The sequence below is a fragment of the Halomonas sp. genome, from assembly GCF_052095765.1.
Taxonomy (GTDB): Bacteria; Pseudomonadota; Gammaproteobacteria; order Pseudomonadales; family Halomonadaceae; genus Halomonas.
This window is the reverse complement of record NZ_JBQDJZ010000020.1, coordinates 1-18,836: the sequence shown is the minus strand read 5'-3', so window position 1 is coordinate 18,836 and position 18,836 is coordinate 1. Positions and strand designations below refer to the sequence as shown.

Sequence of the window (18,836 nt, the reverse complement as noted above, 5' to 3'; positions counted from 1 at the left end):
AAGTAGACGCGGAGCCGCGGCGTCAGGGCAGGGTGACGACATCGCCCTTGAGCGCTACGCCTGCCATCAACGTGCCGGCATGGCACTCATACTCTGTGGTAGAGGACATTGGCACCTTTTTGTAGTAACTCTCGATATTGATCACGGCGTTGGCGCCTTTCTGAAGCGCATCGTCCTGTAGTGCCATCATCGCTGACAGCATGACCCAGCGGCAGGCTTCTTCGTCGGTCTTGTTGAAGGCATTGGTTTTACGGTTGGTAACCACTGACCCATACTCTTCGTTCACAACGCCAGCACTTTCGCCGAATACCAGGCGGACGTTCGGATTAAGCTTAGCCCTGGCGTCTGGCGTCGACATGGCTTCCTCGATCGGCAGAAGCAGGCGAGTGTCACGCGCTTCGGCGCTGACGGCAACGCTCATGCTGGCGAGTAAGGCGGAGAGTGCGAGGTGTTTTTTCTTCATCGGTAACGCTTCCTTGCAGAGTGATGGTGGCCCGTTAGGGCCGGTGGTTATTGGACCGGATTAGGGCCAGCGGCGGAAAATTAATGACGTATTGATGCCGCCGAAGGCGAAGTTGTTGCTCATGACGTACTCGCAGCCGAGCTGTCTTCCCTCGCCGCGAAGGTAGTCGAGCTCGGCGCAGGCGGGATCAGGGTGCTCGAGATTGGCCGTGGGGTGGAACCAGCCATCGCGCATCATTTCGATGGCGACCCAGGCTTCCAGGGCGCCGCAGGCACCCAGAGTATGGCCAGTGAAACTCTTGAAAGAACTAATCGGCTGGTGGCTGCCGAATACCGCCTGGGTGGCGTGAGACTCGGCAATGTCACCGCGATCGGTAGCAGTGCCGTGGGCACTGACGTAGCCGATTCTGTCCGGAGTCAGGCCCGCGTCCTCGAGCGCTTCGCGAATGGCTCGCTCCATCATGGTGGCGTCGGGCTGGGTGACATGGCGGCCGTCGCTGTTGGTGCCGAAGCCGACCAGCTCGGCATGGATGGTCGCGCCGCGAGCCTCAGCGTTCTCTAGATCTTCAAGGATCAGGGTTCCTGCACCCTCGCCAATCACCAGGCCATCACGCTCGGCATCGAACGGGCGGGGTGTGGCTTCGGGAGTGTCGTTAAGGGTGCTGGTGGCGAACAGAGTGTCGAATACTGCCGCCTCTGAGGCGGAGAGCTCTTCGCAGCCACCGGCGATCATCGCTGTCTGACGACCGAAGCGAATCGCTTCGAAGGCGTAACCGATGCCCTGGCTACCCGAGGTACAGGCGCTGGAGGTCGTATGAATCCGCCCGCGTACGCCGAGGAAAACGCCGATATTGACCGGTGCGGTGTGCGCCATCATGCGGATGTAGGAATTGGCATTGAGACCGTCGGTGGACTTGTTGAGCAGCATGTTGCCGAAATCGGCTACGGCGTCCGGCTCGCCCACTGAGGCGCCGTAGGCGATACCCATGTTGCCGCTGCCGACCAGTTCAGCGCCCAGAAGGCCCGCGTCCTCCAGTGCCAGCTCGCTGGCCCGTGTGGCCATGCGGGCGCCCCGACCCATGCTGCGCAGGGCCTTGCGGTGATAGTGGACGGGCAGGTGGAAGTCTTCGACGGGGCCGGCGAGGCGTGTATTCAGACCCGCAAAGACGTCCCAGTCTGACATCTGACGAATGCCATTGGTGCCGCTCTTCAGGCGTTGGCGAATACTGGCCCAGTCGTTTCCGATGGGTGAGAACCCGGCCATTCCAGTGATTACCACGCGACGTCCCAGGCCGTCCTCGCGAATTGCGCTCGAGCTCATCAGCACATGCCTCCGTTGACCGCGATGACCTGGCGGGTGATATAGCTGGCGTCCTTGGAGCATAGAAAACTCACGGCGCTGGCTACTTCTTCGCTGGTGCCGGTGCGCTGCATGGGAATCACCTTCAAGGCTTCCTCGCTGGCGAGGCCGTCTGTCATGTCAGTGTCGATCAGCCCCGGAGCCACCGCATTCACCGTGATGTGGCGCTTGGCCAGCTCTACAGCCAACGCCTTGACCGCACCGATCAGTCCGGCTTTGGCGGCACTGTAGTTGACTTGGCCACGATTGCCCATTAGCCCCGATACTGAGGATATGACTACGATGCGTCCGGGCTTGCGGCGGCGCACCATGGGCATGCTAAGCGGCTTGACCACGTTATAGAAACCATTGAGGGAGGTGTCGATGACAGCGTCCCAGTCTTCATTGGTCAGCGCTGGAAAGGCGCCGTCGGCGGTGATGCCGGCGTTGCACACCACACCATAGTAAGCACCGTGGGTCTCGATATCGGCCTCCAATGCTTCGCGGGCAGCCTCGCGGTCAGTGACATCAAAACACAGGATGCGCGCATCGCGTCCGAGCGTGCGGATTTCATCCGCTACCGACTCAGCAGCTTCGCGGCGTTGGCGGCAATGCAGTACGATATCGAAGCCGTCCCGGGCCAGACGCAGGGCGATAGCACGGCCAATGCCGCGACTGGAGCCAGTGACAAGAAGAGTATCGGTCATGCAGTAGAATCCTCGATCATGGCCGCCAGAGCGTCGGCCGAGTCGGGTTGAAAGACATTGAGAGTGGCCTGGGCAAGCAGTTTTTCGTCGGCGCTGTACAGCTCGCCACGAAAAGCACCCAGGCCGTTATCGGCGCGATAATCGAGGTGGATCTCGACGTCGATCGGCTCACTGAAGGCGAAGTGGGTGACTTCGCAATGATAGCGTCGCGTGCCGAGCAGAAAGCCGATTTGCGGTTGCCCACTATTGGAGCTGGCGGCGTGCCCCGACCAGGCGGCAATGGCCTGGGCCAGCCATTCTAGACCTACCCAGCCGGGAATGCCTCCAGATGGTGAGGCAGAAACGTCAGCGAAGGGGTCGTCGGCGCGTGGGGTAATCCGTGCCCGCAGGTGTTCCTCACCGATTTCTACTACTTCATCGAGCAGGCACATGGCGCCGCTGTGTGGCACCAGGTCGGCAATGGCGGGCAGCGGCTGGGTTGTTTCGTTCGGGGAGGCCATCATGGCGCTTGCTCCATCAGCAGGGCGATGTTGTTGCCACCGAAGGCAAAGGCGTTGGAAAGCGCGCGGCGCACTGGAGGCCGAGCCGAGATCGGCTGAGCGGTTTGGGTACAGAAATCCAACGAGGGCAGCTCAGGGTCTGGAGTATCAAGATGTGGCGGCAGACGATCATGGCGTATTGCCAGCCAGCAGAAGGCCGCTTCCAGCGCACCGCAGGCGCCCAGCGTATGTCCGGTAAGACTCTTGGTTGAGCCGCAGGCCACACCGTCAGGAAAAGCGCGAGCGACAGCCAGTGACTCCATGCTGTCGTTCTGGCGGGTGGCGGTGCCGTGGAGATTAAGGTAGTCGACTTGCTCGGGGTGGATCCCGGCCATGTCCAGGGCCTGGCACATGGCCTCGAAGGCCCCCCCGCCATCGGGACGTGGTGCCGAGATATGGTAGGCGTCGCTGGTTTCGCCGCAGCCGGTAAGCTGAATGCCGCCCTCTTCGCCAGTGACCAGGAAAAGCGCCGCGCCTTCGCCAAGGTTGATACCGTCGCGAGCCGCCGCGAAAGGGCGGTTAGGCACGTCGCTGATGGCATCGAGTGAAGCAAACCCGTTGACAGTCAGTTCGCACAGTGTATCGGCACCGCCGGCAATGACCGCATCACACAGACCGGCGTGAATCAGGCGTCGAGCGCTGGCGAGGGCCTTGGCACTTGAAGTACAAGCGGTGGACAGAGTGTAGCAGGGCCCAGTCGCGCCGAGTCGCCATGCCAGAAAGTCCGACGGCGCGCCAATTTCGTGGCGGGCGTAGTGGAAGTCTGCCGGCCAGTCGCCGGTCTCGAGGCGCTGTGCCAACGCAGCTCCGGTTTCGCCGATCCCGGAGGTGCTGGTGCCCATCACGATGCCGAGTCGGGCATCCGGGTACTCGGCAAGATAGGAGTTCAGGCTCGGTGTAAGACGCTCCAGGGCGGCGGCGAGCAGACGATTGTTGCGCGAACGATGGTACGCGGGCCAGTCGCTATCATCGGGCAACGGCGTCGTGACGGTACCCAGCCATAAAGGCCGTCCTGCGGTGTAGGCGTCGCTCTGCGCGAGGCCCCGCTGGCCGTCGAACAGACGGGTGGCGATGGCGTCCAGGCTATCCCCCAAGGGGCAGACCACGGCCGGCGCCTGGAGCCGGCAGGGCTTGTGTATTTTCTTTACGTTGCGGGACATGGTGGATCCGTCGCTAGGTTGCTATCGGGGGTAATGTCAGTATGTGAAGCCGCACCGGGAGACGCAATGCTAAGCCGGTAGCCCGCCTCGATATCATGAATCACTTGGCATCCTGGCGCCATCTCGAGGCGCGCCACCAGCTGGCGGCCACGATAGATTCGGCGTTGCTGCCCCGCCTGGGTGATTGACCAGTCGCTGCCCGCGAAAGCATCCGTGAGCTGGTCTTCGGGCCACAGACTCCAGCTCAGGCGGCTGGCCAGCCAGTTTGCCGAAAACGGCGGCTCGAAGGCGGCGCCGGGCAGAAAGCGCGCTCCCGAGGCATCGCGCACCAGGGTCAGTAGCCGCTGGCCCTGTGGGCTCAGCAGTGCCAGTTGTAGCTGTTGACTGTCGTGGCGCAACACGCCGATCAACACCCGGGTCTCATCGTCGCGGACAAAACTCAGGCGCTGAGTCTCGGGGCCTGCCGGCGACAGCGTCTCCAGTGCCGGAGCCGGGGGAGTGGTGGGCACCATGCTGCAGGCAGAGAGTAGCAGCGAGAACCCTGCCAGTATCGCGAGTCTCAGCACAGCTGGCATGACCCTCCTGGAGGGCGAGCATGGGAGGGGCTGTCTGCAGATGGTGAAGTCGTTGTGAGGTGAGCGTCCGGTCATTCGTCAGGTGGCCTCGGCGTCAAGGGAGCAGCGCTCGGCAAGGCTGTTCAGACGGCGCCGACTGGCAGCCACGAAGGGGTTGTCGGTATCCCAGGCATAACCCGCCAGCACCGAGGCGATCATCTGCTTTACGCGGGGCTGGTGCTCCGTGTGGAAGATGATGGATGGCAGACGGCCATCGTACCAGGCCTCGACGAACTCCCGGAACGTAGCCACACCGCGGCGCAGCGGGATTTCAAAGTCATGGTCCCAGTCGACGCTCTCACCTTCAAGCTGACGAGCCACCAGGGGCGCGGCCCTGACGGCGGAGTCCAGGGCGATCGTAACGCCGGAGGAGAATACCGGGTCAAGAAACTCGCCGGCATTGCCGAGCACCGCATAGCCGGGGCCGTGTAGGCGCGTGATGTCTGCGGAGTACCCCTGCAGGCGGCGGACATCACGTACGGGTGTCGCCTGCTTGAGCAGGCGGGCAAAGCGCGGCTCCTCACCGAGTAGCGTCCACAGACGCTCCTCGTCAGTATCACCGGCGGCCTCGAGCACCCTTATGTCGGCTACGACTCCTGTCGAGGCGCGGCCATTACTGAACGGGATCAGCCAGTACCAGACCTCGGGATGGTGTGGGTGGACGCCGATGAGGATTTTCTCACGGTCGTAGTCGCCGGCGTCGATGCAGTCCTCGACGTGGGTGAATACCGCGCAGCGTGTGGCCAGGCCAGAAGGTTTGTCAAGTTTTTCCAGGCGGGCCAACACCCGGCCATAGCCACTGGCGTCGAGCACGAAACGCGCGTCCAGCGCCTGGCTTTCGCCGGCCTCATCGACAACGGTGAGTTGGGGGCGCTCTGGGTCGGCGCTGAATGCGGTGACGGTGACGCCAAAGTCGACCTGAGCGCCGGCAGCACGTGCCCCTTCTATCAGGCGCTGATCGAAATCGGCGCGCTCAATCTGCCAGGTGGTACCGGGGCCAGGGCTGAACTTGTCGCGAAAGTCGATGGTGGTGTAGTCATCGGCGCGGCAGAAGGCGGCGCCGTTCTTGGGCTGGAAGTTGCCGGCCTCGGCGGCTGCCAACAAACCGCAGGTTTCGAGGTGCACCATGCACTGGGGCAGCAGGCTCTCGCCGATTGAGAAACGCGGAAAGTGCGCGCGCTCCAGCACCCTGACCGAATAGCCAGCGCGGACTAGCCATGCCGCTGCCGCCGCACCTGATGGGCCCGCACCGATAATCGCAATGTCAGTCCTGTCTGGCTGTTCCATGGAATTATTCCTTCTCATGTTGAAGTGGGCGCCTTGTGCTATTGACTGGGCCGCAATGACTGCGATGATTTGGATCAACGCCCCGGGATAGTGGTACCAGACACCAGGTGGCGACCAGCCCGATCAGGCAGGTCGTCCCCAGGAAATGCAGCGCCGGCGTGGCGCTGAAGGCCAGCAGGCCGAATGCCAGCAGGCTGGAGGCGCAGGACAGGCTGATGGCAAGCCAGGCAGCGGGATCAGCTGGGTGCTCGGTGCTGAAAATACCGGCATCGAGGCCGATACCCAGCACCAGCAGCAGGCCGAGCAGGTGAAACAGTGTCAGGCCGGTATGGCTGGCGGCAAAAATGCCCAGGGTGATGATTACCGCGCCCACTGGCGGCAATAGCACGCGCCAGGCTCGGCGGCGGTAGCGCCAGCCGAAAGTGAGTGCCAGCAGTGCCAGGGCGAGGCCTAGCCATTGAAGTATTTCGCTGCTGAGGCCAGCGAGCTGGTCGCTGAGCGACTGGACGCGGTCACGATAAATCACGCCGGGTGCCTGGGCGAGGGCATTAAGCGCCTCGGCTGCGGTCGCATCTATATCACCGATCATCACTAATGCACCGGGCGTATCGACGTTTTGAAGCCATAGTGCGCGGTCGGACTCGCCAGCCCGGCTGGTAAGCCAGGTCTCGGGCGTTAGCGTGGGTACCGCATCGAGTTTAGTCATTAGCTTTGGCATCAGCTCGACGGGGAGCTTCGCACTCTCAAGCAGGCGCGGCAAAGCTTCAGCGTACGCTTGGCGTACCCGGTCAAGGTTGGCTTGTTGGGTCTTCGCCGAAGGCACCGCCTGGGCCAGGTGCTGATAGAACGACAGGTGGCCGTCGTTTTCGAGCTTGCCCAGCTGAGCATCGAGCGCCTCCAGGCGCTCCAGCAACCGATCGCTGGAATCGGCGCTGACCAACAGGTAGCGGAAGCTTGCCGGCTGTTCGAGCAAGGCCTGCACGCGCTGCTGTTGTTCGACCAGAGACGCGGGCGATGGATTCAACTGGCGCGGATCGTGGCGGGTGCTGCCCTGGCTGATAGTGACACCGATGGCGGCCATCAATATCAGGCCTGCCGCTAGATACAGACTGGGGTGTGGGCGTTTCAGGCGCAGATGATTCAGCCGCATGGCGATAGCACCAGTGGCGGGGTGTGGATGCACCGGCAGCAGCGGTAGCCACAGGCGTACGCTGAGCCAGGCGCCAATCAGGCCAAGCGCGGCGAAGGTGGCCATCTGGCGTAGCCCCGGCATTGGCGTGGCCAGCTGCACCAGGTAGGCACACAGGCTCGAGATCAGGCCCAGGGTCAGCCCCGGCCACAGTCGACTGAGCGGGCGTTCGGGGTGCAGCTGGCGCGTGCACTGCAGATGCAGGGCATAGTCCACCGAAATGCCGATCAGGCTGGCGCCAAACGCCAGGGTGATCAGGTTCAGAGAGCCGAACAGCAGCCAGGTCAGAGCAGTGGCGAATACCAGTCCGGTAGCGACAGGCAGCAGCAGGGTGGCCAGCACCACCGGACGGCGGAACACCAAGGCCAGCAGCGCGATGATGCCAAGCAGCGAGCCGAGACCGATGGTAGTGATCTCGCGCTTGGCCTGCTCGGCGCCTGCGGCGGCATGGAATACCAGGCCTGCGCGTAGCAGCTGCACCTCGGGGTGAGTATCGCTGAAGCGAGCCACGCTGTCGGTCAGGGCGCGCTGCACGCTCGTGTCATAGGGGTTGCCGGCCAAGGTGGCGCTGACCAGGCCCCAGCGGCCACCGGATGTATCGATGCTGAGGCCACCCTGATGCCAGGTAACCGGGCCTGAGATACGCTCGCCGAGCCAGGCGTCCAGCAGGCCGAAAGGGTCCGTCGCAAGGCTTGCCCCGATACCCGGAGTAAACAAGCGTGACAGGCCACGCTGGCGCCACTGCTCGGCATCGGCCTGCTGCAGTTCATCGGTCAAAAGGCGGTAGCGGTAAGACGCCAGCAGCTGATCGGGGCGTGGCGGTGTCTGGCTGTCGAAGCTGTCGATGACGCCGCTGTCTGCCAGTTGTTGCTGCAGTTGGTTGACGAGCTGTTGGTTGTCGGGCTCAGCGGCCCCCAGGTCGTTCTGAGCCGCTACCAACAGCATGAAGCGCTGCTCGAAGGTCTCGCCGAGTCTGGCATCGGCATGGGCCAATCGCTCAGTACCTTCGGATTCGGGCAGCAGCGCGGTGATGCGGGTATCCAGCGGCGCATCGCACAAGACATTCACCGCCAGCACCAGCGCACAGATCATCATCACTGCCGCCCAAGCCAAGGCTGCCTGTTTTTGCGTCCTGGAACCGAATTGCGGTGCTCTGTGCAGCCGGCTGAATCTCATGGCGTGGGTGCTTCAGCAGTAAGGATGGCGCAGTCTTCAGGGGTCAGCTCGAGAGCCAGCCTGTCACCGTTGGTAAAGATCACGTTGAGGCGAGTCATCGTGTCACCCCCGCTGGCCTCTATGCCTTCCAGCTGCTCGGCGACGGCGCTGTTTCGCGCGATCAACCCGATTTTCCAGGCACGTAGCGAACCCGAGAGGCTTGCCTGAAAATGCTGTTCAAGGCTCTCCCAATCGCCCGCTAGCAATCCGTTCAATATTGGCAGCAAGGCCTTGAGCCCTGGCGGCAGCTTGGGATTGTCGCTGCCCAGCACCACACGGTCCTGTACCGGAGACAGGGTCTGCCAAACCAGCCTGTCGGGTTGGCGGTGAAAATAGCCTTCGCTCGGCAGTTCAAAGTCAAGATCCGCCATCCAGCGGCGTTGTTCGAAGCGCATGCAAGCCGGAGCCTGGTCGCTGAGGTGTTGACTCAAAGTGGCCAGGCTCAGGTTTTCCAGGGCCGGTGCCTCACTATCAGCGGCCATGAGCGGCGCGTTGGCGAAGGTCGCGCTAGATAGCATCACAGTAGCCACAATTGCGTGGAGAACACGCCGTAGGCGCTGGGGCGCGTGGATCATGACTGTGCCTCCTGCCAGGCAAGCAGGCGCTCGATAAGGACGTCAGGGGAGGCCAGGCGCATCTCGCGATCATCGACATCCACGGCTACCTGCACCGTCCATGCCCGGGTCAGGCGTTGCTGGGTATCAGCGCAGCGGATGGTGTAATCGATCTTGAGGCGATGTTCCCATTCGCTGAGGCGGGCCTCGATGCGCAGGCGCTGGGCAAACAGTGCCGGCGCGGCGTAGCGGATACGCAGGTCGATTACCGGCCAGGCAAACCCCGACGCCTGCATCTGCAGGTAGTTATAGTCGATGGCATCGAGTAGCCGACAACGGGCAATTTCGAGATAGCGCACATAGTTGCCGTGCCAGGCGACCGCCATCATGTCGACGTCGTGGAACGGTACTTCGATCTCGACTTCGGCCCGCGGCAGGGGGCGATCATCAGGCGTCATACAGACTCCAGTGACGGTGGCGAATCAGTTTGCAGAGGCGATTGAGATCGCTATCCAGCGCACGATCCTCGCCCAATGGTGCGATGTCCCGGCGGAGGTGATCGACAAAGTCCGTTAGGCGCTTGGGTACGGCGTCGCTGCTGCTGAGTCGGCTACGTAGCTCGACGCCCTGAACTGCGGCATGCAGGGTGGCGGCGGCGACCTGTTCGACCAGGGTGAGCACACGCAGTGCATCTCGGGCGGAGATGGTGCCCATGCTTACCTTGTCCTGATTATGGCACTCGGTGGAGCGTGAGAATACGCTGGCTGGCATGGTTAACTTGAGGGCCTCGGCAGTCCAGGCGGAGGCGCCGATCTGGACTGCCTTGTAGCCATGGTTCAGCGCCAGGCGCTCGGGGCTGGCACCACTCAGGTTGCTCGGCAGGCCATGGTTATAGCGACTGTCGACCAGTAGCGCCAGTTGACGATCGAGCAGGTCGGCGAGATTCGCTACCAGCTGCTTGAGGCTGTCCATGACGAAGGCCACATGGCCGCCATAGAAGTGGCCGCCATGCATGACCTTGTCGGCGTCGGTGTCGATCAGCGGGTTGTCGTTGGCGCTGTTGAGTTCGTTGGTCAGAAACTGCCGCCACCAGGGTAGGGCGTCCTCGACCACGCCGATCACATGGGGTGCGCAGCGCGTAGAGTAGCGATCCTGCAGCCGTGGCGAGTTGCGCGGTGTTGCCGGGGCATGCAGGTCTTCGCGCAGACGCTGAGCGACGCGCTGCTGGCCGAGGTGTGGTTTGGCGGAGAACAGTTCGGCATCGAAGTGATAGGGGTTGCCGTCTAATGCCTGCACCGACAGCGCGGTGATGCGTGTAGTGAGCGCGGACAGGTATTCGCAGCGAGCGAAGGCCAGCACGCCCAGGGCGGTCATGACGGCGGTGCCGTTCATCAGCGCCAGGCCTTCCTTGGGCTTGAGTCGGTAGGGGGGCAGGTCACGTTCGGCTAGCGCCTCGGCGGCCGGACGTCGCACGCCGTTGTCGATCACCTCACGTTCGCCACACAGCACGGCAGCCAGGTACGACAGCGGCGTCAGGTCGCCGCTGGCCCCCACCGAGCCTTCCTCGGGAATCACCGGCATGACGTCGTGCTCCAGCAGCCAGGTCAGGCGCTCGAGCAGCTCGACGCTGACTCCCGAGAGTCCTCGGCACAGCGAAATCAAACGTACCAGCACCACTGCGCGTGCGGCTTCCGGCGTTAGTGCCTGACCCATGCCGCAGCCATGAAAGGTGAACAGCTGATGGGGCAGGCAGGCAATGTCTTCGGCATTGACAGGCCGAGTGCAGGCGTCGCCATAACCGGTGGTGACACCGTAGACCACTCCGTCTTCTTTGAGCAGGCGTTCGAGGAAGTGTTGGCCGCGCTCGATGCGCGCGCGAAACTCGCCGTCTTCGGACAGCACGACCTGGCGACGGCTCTCGGCCACCGCTAGGACATCTTCAAGGCTCAAATCCTGGCCCGATAAAATCAAAGGCGAGAGTGGCTCAGTGTGATGGGTCATGATCGGATGTCTCTTGGGCATGCCAGAAAGGGAAGAAATTGAACCACTGCAGCGGATGGCGGCGCACTCGGCTGGCCAAGTCGTCAGCATGGCGTTGCATGGCATCGCCGATCCAGGCGCTGCGCTCACGGCGGCCCAGCTTGGCGGTATCGTCGATGAGGTCGAATTCGACTAGGAAGCTGTCGTTTTCACGCACGCAGGCTAATCGATAGACTCGGCAGCGTAGCAAGGTGGCGAGAAGAAAAGGCCCTTCCGGGAAGAGCGCTGGCGCGCCGAGGAAATCCAGCTTGCGGGTACGCCCCTGCCGAGGCGGAGTGCGATCAGCGGCGATGACGACGAAGCCACCGGCGCGAATACGCGCATCCAGCTGCTGGGCACTCGCTGGTGATAGTTCGCTGACCTCAAGTATCTCGGGCTGGCGGCGCCCGGTGGCCTGCTCAAGTAACTCGTTGAACTTGCGAGCGTTGCGCGTGTGCATGATGACGGTGAGGTCAAGGTTCGGGTGGCATTCGCTCAGGGCGTTGACCACGTCTAGGTTGCCATGATGGGCAACCAGAATCAGCCCGCCCTGGCCTCCGTCCACCGCCGCACTAAAGCGCTGTACGCCGTTGCCGGATAGGCGCGAGGGCGGATATTCGCCGCTCCAGGCGGCCACTTTGTCCATCAGCGAGCGTCCGAAACTCAAGAAGTGGCGAAAGCTACGGCCTCTCAGTGCTAGGGGGCGCCGTCCGAGGCTGGTATTGAGGCGCAGCAAGTAGTCACGCGAGGCGTGTCGGGCAATGCGGTGTGACAAGTAGTACCACAGGATTACCGGCCACAGCAGTAGCTGAAACGGCCAATCGCCCAAGCGTCGCAGCCTGACCATGAACAGCATGCCTGAGAGGCTGCCGCGCTCGCCGATGGTGGCCCAGTGGTTCCGGCTCATGGGATTTTCTCCAAGCTCATGGCTGCTTCCTCCGCCTGCGCAACAAGCGGGGGACTCGCGCCAACATGCCGAAGAACAGTCGTGTATGCATCAGGCTGATCTGGGCGTTGTCGCGCCACATGGCAAAGTGGCTTACTCCTTGCTCCGGATAGTGGACTCGCACCGGCAAATTCTTCAGTGCCCCGCCAGACCAGTACCAGCGCACCAGTACCTCGGTGTCGAAGGTCATGCGATCGCCGCAAGCATGGCGATCGAGTAGTGCATTGACCGGCGCCAATGGATATAGCCGGACGCCGCACATGGTGTCGCGAATGTGCCGCGACAGAGTATTGATCCATACCCAGACGTGGGTGGCATAGCGCCCGTAGAGGCGAGCCTTGGGCACGCTGTCGTCGTAGCAGGCGTAGCTGACTATCAGTGTTCCTGGTGCCTGGTGCATGGCTTCGAGAAAGGCCGGCAGGTCGTCAACATGATGCTGGCCATCGGCATCGACCTGAAGGCCATGGGTGAAACCGAGTCGTTTGGCTTCGACAAGCCCCGAGCGCACGGCGGCTCCTTTGCCGTGATTTTTCTCATGTGTCACCAGGTGGTAACCCGAAGCGTTGAGCTGCTCAAGGATTTGGCGGCAGTTGGCGTCGCAGCCATCATCTACCAGCACCACGGGTAGGCCGAGTTTGCTGAGCTGGGTGCACACGGAGGTGATGGTGTCGGGATGGTTGTAGACTGGCACCACTGCGCAGAGGTGAGGCTCAGTTATCATCGTTCAGTCATCCTGGGCTTCCTGAGTGAAAAGTACCTGACCGCTGGCATGTCGTCCCTGCACAGTGTCGAAAGCGAAGGTGACCCCATCGGGACGTCTTTCTAGGCTTAGCGTCAGGCGTTGACCGGGAAGCAGAACCTTCTGGAACTTGAGCCGCTCGAGGCCGCCAAAATCACCCAGTGTGCCGAACACTTCGCGAGCGTACTGGATGGCCCACTGAACCATGACCACGCCGGGTACCAGCGAAAATTTATCAAAATGGCCTTGTAGATAACGCAGCCGTTCGGGGACTTCCAGCGTGATGATGTGCTTGCCGTCGTGCTCGCAACCACCCAGCCAGCGCGGCAGGCGATCATCGTCGAGATCATCGAAGAAGCGTCTAAGCGTAGCGTGATCGCGTTTGCCTTGAGTATTGCTCGGCAGCGACTCAACGAAGCGCCAGTAGCGTGGGATAACCACGCTCTCAAACCGTATGGCGAGGTGCTCACGCAGCGCCGTTACCAGAGCACGGCGCCTGGCGTGGTGCCTGGGTAGGACGCCTGGGCATAATGCTACCACTATGCCCAGGCGGCCATCGCGTCGATCAAGCTCAAGGCAGTGAGCTTCGTCGACGACATCGAGTTGACAAAGGTGGCGTTCAAGTGCGTTGAGAGAGATGCGCTTGCCAGCAATTTTGGCCAGTCGGTCGGCACGACCGAGCAAGCGAAAACCTTCTGGACAGGGCTCAACGTTATCGGACTGCTGCCACCATTCGGTGGGCGCGGTGAGAAAAGGCGAGCGCAGACTCAAGGTGGCGTCGACGAATGAAAGTTCTACGCTTGGCAGCGGCGTCCAGGCTTCACACAGCGTCTGGCGGCGATGAGCGATGCCGCCGGTCTCGGTGCTGCCATAGATTTCAATCACCGGCGCCCCAAGCAGATTTTCACAACGTTTTGCGTCGTCTTCGGCGAGAGGCGCTCCCGATGAAAACACCCTGACAGGGGCCTGCCACGAGAGATGATCTGGCAGGCGCGATAGCTGGGCCGGAGAGGAAATCAGGTGTGCGGCGAACCCGGCCCGGCTAGCCTCGGCTAGGCGCTCGGCCATGGCTTCAGGGTAGCGGTTCTCGGCGCCACAAAAGGGCACACCGTGACATAACGGACGCAGGATGCCAGTGAGCAGCCCATAGATATGCTGATGGCTGACCTGTGATACGACCGCGCCGTTATCCATAGGCCACAGTTCGGCCTGGCAGTCGAGCTCGCTGGCCAGCTGACGAAAGCACTTCGGTTGCATCAACGGATTGCCGGTGGAGCCTGAGGTGTAGAGCATCACGGCCTCGCTCTCCGGTTCCAGTGATAGTGGCGGGCGGCCCAGTGCTGATAGGGCTGCATGACTTGGCGTTGGTCGCGTTGACGGTAGTGCCCCCTCGACTGAAAGCTGGAGTCGGGCCAGGGTTTGAGGGCGACCGTCACCCGGCAGCACGGCGCTGCGACCGCTTTCCCATAGTGCCAGCAGCGCGGCGGTGAAGGCATGCGGTTCCGGCTCTATCAGTAGCCAGCGTCCCATGGGCTGAGTGAGGAGCCAGGCGCGCCAGGCATCGATATCGGCGCGGAGCTGATCGGGATAGCACCAGGGGACGGGCAGGGGCCGCGATGCGGCCTGCACGCGACGCCAGGGCAGCTGCATCAGTGTCTGGTAGTTCCCGAGGCTATCCATGGTCCGAGCTCCGCAGGCGGCGACGACAGTACCATTCGCCGGTAAACATCAGGGCAATTAGGCCGTAGCTGATAACGCCGTTATACAGTGACCACAGAGCCAGGTCGGCATAGGCTGCGGTCCAGGCGGCAATGGCCCCGTTGATCATGAAGAAAACGCACCAAACTTGGGTTACGCGGCGCGTGTAGAGAACGCCTTGAGGTGGCAGGTCTGGCTCCTTGAGCCGCGCCAGGCGCTCGACCACCGGCATGCCTTGCCACAGGCTGGTGGCGAAAGTTGCCAGCAGCACGGTATTGATGGCCACTGGGTAGCCGCGCATGCCGAGCTCAGCATCGATCGCAAGCCCTACTGCCAGCATCCCGATGGCAGCGATGACGGCAAAACCGCGCGCCTGGGGCAGGCGCCAGGCGATTAGACTGCAGCCGATTAGCAGTAGCGGCCAGGGACCTAGAGACTCTTGCAGCCACCACACCGTCAGCGGCCAGGCTATGGTCAGCGCGGCAGCAAGGGTACCGAAGATATGCATTGCTGGCTCAGTCGTGCATCAGGTTTTCGACGGCGTTGACCACGTCATCAATGCTGCGCACGGACTTGAAAGCCTCGGGATTGATGCGGCGACCAGTGAACTGTTTCAGCTCAACGACAAGGTCGATGGCGTCAATGCTGTCGATATCTAAGTCTTCGTACAGTCGCGCTTCGGGCTTTACCTCCGAGGGTGACACTTCGAACAGCTCGACTAGGGTGCGCTGTACATGGGCGAGAATCTGCTCTCGGCTGACCTGCTGATTGGTGTCAGTTGACACGACGTTCCTCCACCAGCGCTTCGAGCGCTGCAAGGCTCGCGAAATGGCGACGAGTCTCCTCGGCTTCTGCATCGAGCTTAACTCCGTAGCGCTTCTGCAACGCCAGACCAAGCTCGAGGGCATCGATAGAATCCAGCCCAAGTCCTTCGCCGAATAGCGGGGCGTGATAGTCGATATCCTCGGGGGTGATGTCCTCAAGTTCGAGGGTGTCGATGATCATGCGTTTCAGATCAAGCGACAGCGGTGTTGTCTCGCTCATGATGGAAGCGCTCCAGTTCCCTGTTGAAATAACCGCTCAGTTCCCGCGTCAATTGTCGGGCTTGCTGGCTGGTGGGTTGATTCGACGCCGGCTCTTGCGGCAGGTCATCGAGGACACGCAAGCGCATTTGCACCTTGCGTCTGGGTATATGATACCAAGGCTCACCCTTGGTCAGGGTGGTCGGTGTACAGTGAATCAGTACCGGTGTGATAGTGGTACCTGTACGCAGTGCGATATTGGCCCCGCCACGCCGAAATTTTATCGGCCGCCCTGGTATTGTCCGAGTGCCTTCGGGAAAAAGAATCAGCGAGTTGCCCTGGGCGAGGCTCGAGCGCGCCGCGTCCAGCACCTCTTCGGGGTCACGATTCGTGATGTAGCCGGCAGCGCGTATAGGGCCACGGGTGAAAGGGTTGGAGACGAGCCTGCCCTTAACGATGCAGTCGGCATTAGGGGTGTGGGCCAGCAGAAAGACTACATCGATCAATGACGGATGGTTGGCTAGAATCAGGCGGCCTGGGCGGTGGAGTCGTTCGCTATTCTCTATCTGATAGTCAAGAACGCCGAGTACCTTCATCATGCCAATAAAGGCGCGAAAGATGCTTTGGATGACATTGCGTGCCAGGCGCTGGCGTTTTTCACTATCACGTACACTGAGACGCAGCAGCGGTGCAATGACCAGGCCGATAATCAGACCGCCGACACCGAAGAGGGTAAAAGACAAGGCGGTACCGGCACCGCGACGCCATTGATCGAGAGTTATCACGCACCGAGCTCCCAGCGCTGTGCTGCACTCAGGTACTGCTGATGGCCTGTGAGCCAGCTGACGACGTCCAGCGGTGTAGGTGACGATGATGGCACTGTGCTGGCTTTGACGATAAGAGGAGTGCCCTGATCGAGTGACAGACGCAAGCCAACGACACAGGCATGGCCGGGATGCTGCGTATAAGGAACGTATTCTTCGGGAAGTTCGCCTTCGCTAAAGGCGATGATGACGGCTTTGTGATTCGCGTCAAGATAGCCGTAAGCTTCCCACAGCAAGGCTTCGAACTCGTTGCCGCGGGCGCCGAGTGCTTGAAGAGGACGTCGGTGATTATTAGCGATGGCGTGCACGCCCAAGGTGGCGTTATGTACCGACATGGAGAAACGCGTGGGCGACAGGGGCGCGTTCTCAGCCAACAGTTTCAGCATGGACAGTGTGTGGCTGGCATCGCCATGGCGAGAGGCATGAATCAAGGGGAAGCTGGCCTCAGGGTCCAGGCCGGCCAGGATATCGCAGGTGGCGCGACCAACATCGTCCAATCGCCGCCTAAGTAGTGCAGGCAGGGATCGACCTGGCTTGCTCCTGGGCAGAATTTGCGCACATGTCACGCTAGCCTGCTCATCGGAACGCCAGCCTAGCCAGTTACTTAGGCGTAGTTGTTTCATGCTTATACTAAACACCTTGAATAAAAAGTGCATATGTTAGCTTGGTACTCAGATACGTCCAAGTGTTGTCGGACAGTAATGGCAGTTAATCCGTTGCTAAAAAATGACCGCTTGTGACCATGATTGTAGGGTTTGGCGTGCGGCATTATGCTTGAATTTTCGTATCAGTGGCCGGTCAGCTTATCGGAAAATAAGAAGACGCTGTGGTGGAGCACAGTAGCTGTACCTGAGCGAGAGCCAACATGTGATGAGAGTGTCCGGCTTCCATGCCGGACATCGGGCGTTTTTTATCAACACAGGAGCTGCCTCACTGGGCTTATGGTCTACTCCCTTGCGGCCAGGGCTTCGCCTGCGAAGCGATAGCGTCCCGATATTGTTCTAGTGCCAGCTCCGTGCTTTTCTTCCAGTCGCTGTCCAGAGCCACCTGCATTTTATCGCGGTTGTGAACATGGATTGGAGAAATGTGGTGTTGGTCTGAGATGCCGAACTCAGTCTCGATATCCGTATTCAGGGCAAGGCTCCAGAAGCCGGGCTGGAACCATGTCCAGAATCGAGTGACTTCGATATCGACAGTCGTGACGTCCTGACTGCTATTGGCGTTATTGACCACTTGCCATCCGGCTTTTTCAAAGCCTTCTGCTGCTGCGGCTTGCACGAGGTCAGTGACAGTTGTGCCCTCGGGCAGTAGGATGTCGCCGAGTGCTTTACCGTATCCATTACGCTTGCGACCGACAGCTCGAGCTTTTATATCTTCTGTAGCTGCTGAAGCACCCTCGAAGCCTAGAGACGGTATATCTGCAGAATTGGGAGCATCCTGAAACTGCCGCTTGTCGATAACTTGCCGTATATAAAGGCTGGGGCGAGATGGGTCATTTACTTGTGTGTTAACATGCTCTGCAGGTGCATGGATATCAATGACGCTCCGGCTAGTGGCGCACCCCTGCAGAACTAAAACCATCAAGATAGTTAGTGCGACAAGTGTTTTTTTCATGCTATATTCCTTGAGTTTCAAAACTGTTTACAAACCTTCAGTAGATCCTAATTGACTTAAATTTTATTAGCATTTGTTTTTTGTTTTTCTACACAAAAAGCTCCTTTCGGGCTATGGGTACGGTACAAGTTATCTCGATGCTCAAGGTGGGTTGAGCCAAGATAGTGCATAAGCCCAGCACTGGTGTTCGGAATTTGAGCAACCATTGCAGGCATAGGCCAGCTAGGAGAGGGCCGTGGGGCGTTTGTCATGCTTCAGGGAAAATTAACCACCTCAGCCGCTAGCCTCGCCCTGCGGCTTTGGGTATCATATCGCCCGCACTGTGCAACGCAGTGCAATCTCTAGTAACACGTTGTAAAGGGCCTATAGCTCAGTTGGTTAGAGCAGGGGACTCATAATCCCTTGGTCGCTGGTTCGAGTCCAGCTGGGCCCACCAATGAAATCAGCATCTTATGAATTCACTCTGGTGAGTCCCATAGTCCAAGGGTACAGTTTCGGTACAGTGCCGATCCTTCAGCCCCTGGAGATTTTCATGGCCACCATCGTCAAGACCCCCGCAGGAAGCTGGAAAGCCGTCATCCGCAAGACAGGCTGGCCCACCACCGCCAAGACCTTCCGCACCAAGCGAGACGCTCAGGACTGGGCACGCCGCACCGAAGATGAAATGGTGCGTGGTATCTATATCCAGCGCAGCGCCTCTGAGCGCATGACGCTCGAAGCGGCACTCAAGCGCTATCTCGCCGACGTTACCCCTACCAAGAAGCCCAGCACCCAGAAAAGTGAACGCCAAAAGGCCAGCACGCTTATCGAGCATCTGGGTAAGTACTCCCTTGCGGCCCTGACGCCGGAACTGTGATCTTGCCCACCAAAAGTGGACACCCCGTTAAGGTAGTACACTAAACGAGGTG

21 protein-coding genes and 1 tRNA gene are annotated in these 18,836 nt (G+C 60.8%); 2 read left to right on the top strand and 20 right to left on the bottom strand.

The window, feature by feature from the left end; all coding sequences use genetic code 11:
• Positions 1-22: 22 nt before the first annotated feature.
• From ACTH3D_RS04440 to ACTH3D_RS04345, 20 genes are all read right to left on the bottom strand, one after another.
• Positions 23-463: an excinuclease ATPase subunit gene (locus ACTH3D_RS04440; RefSeq protein WP_441665665.1), complete on the bottom strand. Its 441-nt coding sequence runs from the start codon at positions 461-463 to the stop codon at positions 23-25.
• A 60-nt stretch (positions 464-523) separates the two neighbouring features.
• Positions 524-1,783: a beta-ketoacyl-ACP synthase gene (locus ACTH3D_RS04435; protein WP_441665663.1), complete on the bottom strand. Its 1,260-nt coding sequence runs from the start codon at positions 1,781-1,783 to the stop codon at positions 524-526.
• Positions 1,783-2,508 (bottom strand): 3-oxoacyl-ACP reductase FabG, encoded by a 726-nt coding sequence (gene fabG / locus ACTH3D_RS04430; protein ID WP_441665661.1) that lies wholly within the window; start codon positions 2,506-2,508, stop codon positions 1,783-1,785. The genes ACTH3D_RS04435 and fabG overlap by 1 nt, the downstream gene beginning before the upstream one ends.
• Positions 2,505-3,011, bottom strand: coding sequence for an ApeP family dehydratase (locus ACTH3D_RS04425; protein WP_441665659.1), 507 nt, complete (start codon positions 3,009-3,011; stop codon positions 2,505-2,507). The genes fabG and ACTH3D_RS04425 overlap by 4 nt, the downstream gene beginning before the upstream one ends.
• On the bottom strand, positions 3,008-4,207 hold the full coding sequence (locus ACTH3D_RS04420; protein WP_441665657.1) for a beta-ketoacyl-ACP synthase: 1,200 nt from the start codon (positions 4,205-4,207) through the stop codon (positions 3,008-3,010). The genes ACTH3D_RS04425 and ACTH3D_RS04420 overlap by 4 nt, the downstream gene beginning before the upstream one ends.
• Positions 4,192-4,782 carry a DUF3261 domain-containing protein gene (locus ACTH3D_RS04415; protein WP_441665655.1) on the bottom strand — a complete coding sequence of 197 codons (591 nt, stop codon included), beginning with the start codon at positions 4,780-4,782 and terminating at the stop codon, positions 4,192-4,194. Before ACTH3D_RS04415 ends, ACTH3D_RS04420 begins: the two co-directional genes overlap by 16 nt.
• Before the next feature lie 78 nt (positions 4,783-4,860).
• Positions 4,861-6,108, bottom strand: coding sequence for an NAD(P)/FAD-dependent oxidoreductase (locus ACTH3D_RS04410; protein ID WP_441665653.1), 1,248 nt, complete (start codon positions 6,106-6,108; stop codon positions 4,861-4,863).
• Positions 6,109-6,112: 4 nt separating this feature from the next.
• Positions 6,113-8,392, bottom strand: coding sequence for an MMPL family transporter (locus ACTH3D_RS04405; protein WP_441665651.1), 2,280 nt, complete (start codon positions 8,390-8,392; stop codon positions 6,113-6,115).
• Positions 8,393-8,469: 77 nt separating this feature from the next.
• On the bottom strand, positions 8,470-9,087 hold the full coding sequence (locus ACTH3D_RS04400) for a hypothetical protein (RefSeq protein ID WP_441665649.1): 618 nt from the start codon (positions 9,085-9,087) through the stop codon (positions 8,470-8,472).
• Positions 9,084-9,524, bottom strand: coding sequence for an acyl-CoA thioesterase (locus ACTH3D_RS04395; RefSeq protein ID WP_441665647.1), 441 nt, complete (start codon positions 9,522-9,524; stop codon positions 9,084-9,086). Before ACTH3D_RS04395 ends, ACTH3D_RS04400 begins: the two co-directional genes overlap by 4 nt.
• Positions 9,514-11,067, bottom strand: a complete 1,554-nt coding sequence (locus ACTH3D_RS04390; RefSeq protein WP_441665645.1) for an HAL/PAL/TAL family ammonia-lyase — start codon at positions 11,065-11,067, stop codon at positions 9,514-9,516. The genes ACTH3D_RS04395 and ACTH3D_RS04390 overlap by 11 nt, the downstream gene beginning before the upstream one ends.
• Entirely contained in the window at positions 11,051-11,992 is a 942-nt protein-coding gene (locus ACTH3D_RS04385; protein ID WP_441665643.1) for an LpxL/LpxP family acyltransferase, read from the bottom strand. Before ACTH3D_RS04385 ends, ACTH3D_RS04390 begins: the two co-directional genes overlap by 17 nt.
• 16 nt (positions 11,993-12,008) lie before the next feature.
• A complete protein-coding gene (locus tag ACTH3D_RS04380; RefSeq protein ID WP_441665641.1) occupies positions 12,009-12,752 on the bottom strand; it encodes a glycosyltransferase family 2 protein in 744 nt (247 codons plus the stop codon).
• Positions 12,753-12,755: 3 nt separating this feature from the next.
• Positions 12,756-14,450, bottom strand: a complete 1,695-nt coding sequence (locus ACTH3D_RS04375) for an AMP-binding protein (protein ID WP_441665639.1) — start codon at positions 14,448-14,450, stop codon at positions 12,756-12,758.
• Positions 14,443-14,976: a hypothetical protein gene (locus ACTH3D_RS04370; RefSeq protein WP_441665637.1), complete on the bottom strand. Its 534-nt coding sequence runs from the start codon at positions 14,974-14,976 to the stop codon at positions 14,443-14,445. The genes ACTH3D_RS04375 and ACTH3D_RS04370 overlap by 8 nt, the downstream gene beginning before the upstream one ends.
• A 7-nt stretch (positions 14,977-14,983) precedes the next feature.
• On the bottom strand, positions 14,984-15,253 hold the full coding sequence (locus ACTH3D_RS04365; RefSeq protein WP_441665635.1) for an acyl carrier protein: 270 nt from the start codon (positions 15,251-15,253) through the stop codon (positions 14,984-14,986).
• On the bottom strand, positions 15,243-15,512 hold the full coding sequence (locus tag ACTH3D_RS04360; RefSeq protein WP_441665633.1) for a phosphopantetheine-binding protein: 270 nt from the start codon (positions 15,510-15,512) through the stop codon (positions 15,243-15,245). Before ACTH3D_RS04360 ends, ACTH3D_RS04365 begins: the two co-directional genes overlap by 11 nt.
• Positions 15,484-16,275, bottom strand: a complete 792-nt coding sequence (locus ACTH3D_RS04355; RefSeq protein WP_441665631.1) for a lysophospholipid acyltransferase family protein — start codon at positions 16,273-16,275, stop codon at positions 15,484-15,486. Before ACTH3D_RS04355 ends, ACTH3D_RS04360 begins: the two co-directional genes overlap by 29 nt.
• The gene (locus ACTH3D_RS04350) at positions 16,272-16,937 is read right to left on the bottom strand and encodes a beta-ketoacyl synthase chain length factor (protein ID WP_441665629.1); all 666 of its coding nucleotides are present in this window, start codon (positions 16,935-16,937) and stop codon (positions 16,272-16,274) included. The genes ACTH3D_RS04355 and ACTH3D_RS04350 overlap by 4 nt, the downstream gene beginning before the upstream one ends.
• A 316-nt stretch (positions 16,938-17,253) precedes the next feature.
• Complete coding sequence (locus ACTH3D_RS04345; RefSeq protein ID WP_441665627.1) at positions 17,254-17,928, bottom strand: hypothetical protein; 675 nt, start codon at positions 17,926-17,928, stop codon at positions 17,254-17,256.
• A gap of 359 nt (positions 17,929-18,287) precedes the next feature.
• Between ACTH3D_RS04345 and ACTH3D_RS04340 the strand changes: the two genes are divergently transcribed.
• Positions 18,288-18,364, top strand: a tRNA-Ile gene (locus ACTH3D_RS04340).
• 96 nt (positions 18,365-18,460) lie between these two features.
• Positions 18,461-18,784 carry a hypothetical protein gene (locus tag ACTH3D_RS04335; protein ID WP_441665625.1) on the top strand — a complete coding sequence of 108 codons (324 nt, stop codon included), beginning with the start codon at positions 18,461-18,463 and terminating at the stop codon, positions 18,782-18,784.
• The last annotated feature ends 52 nt before the right edge of the window (positions 18,785-18,836 follow it).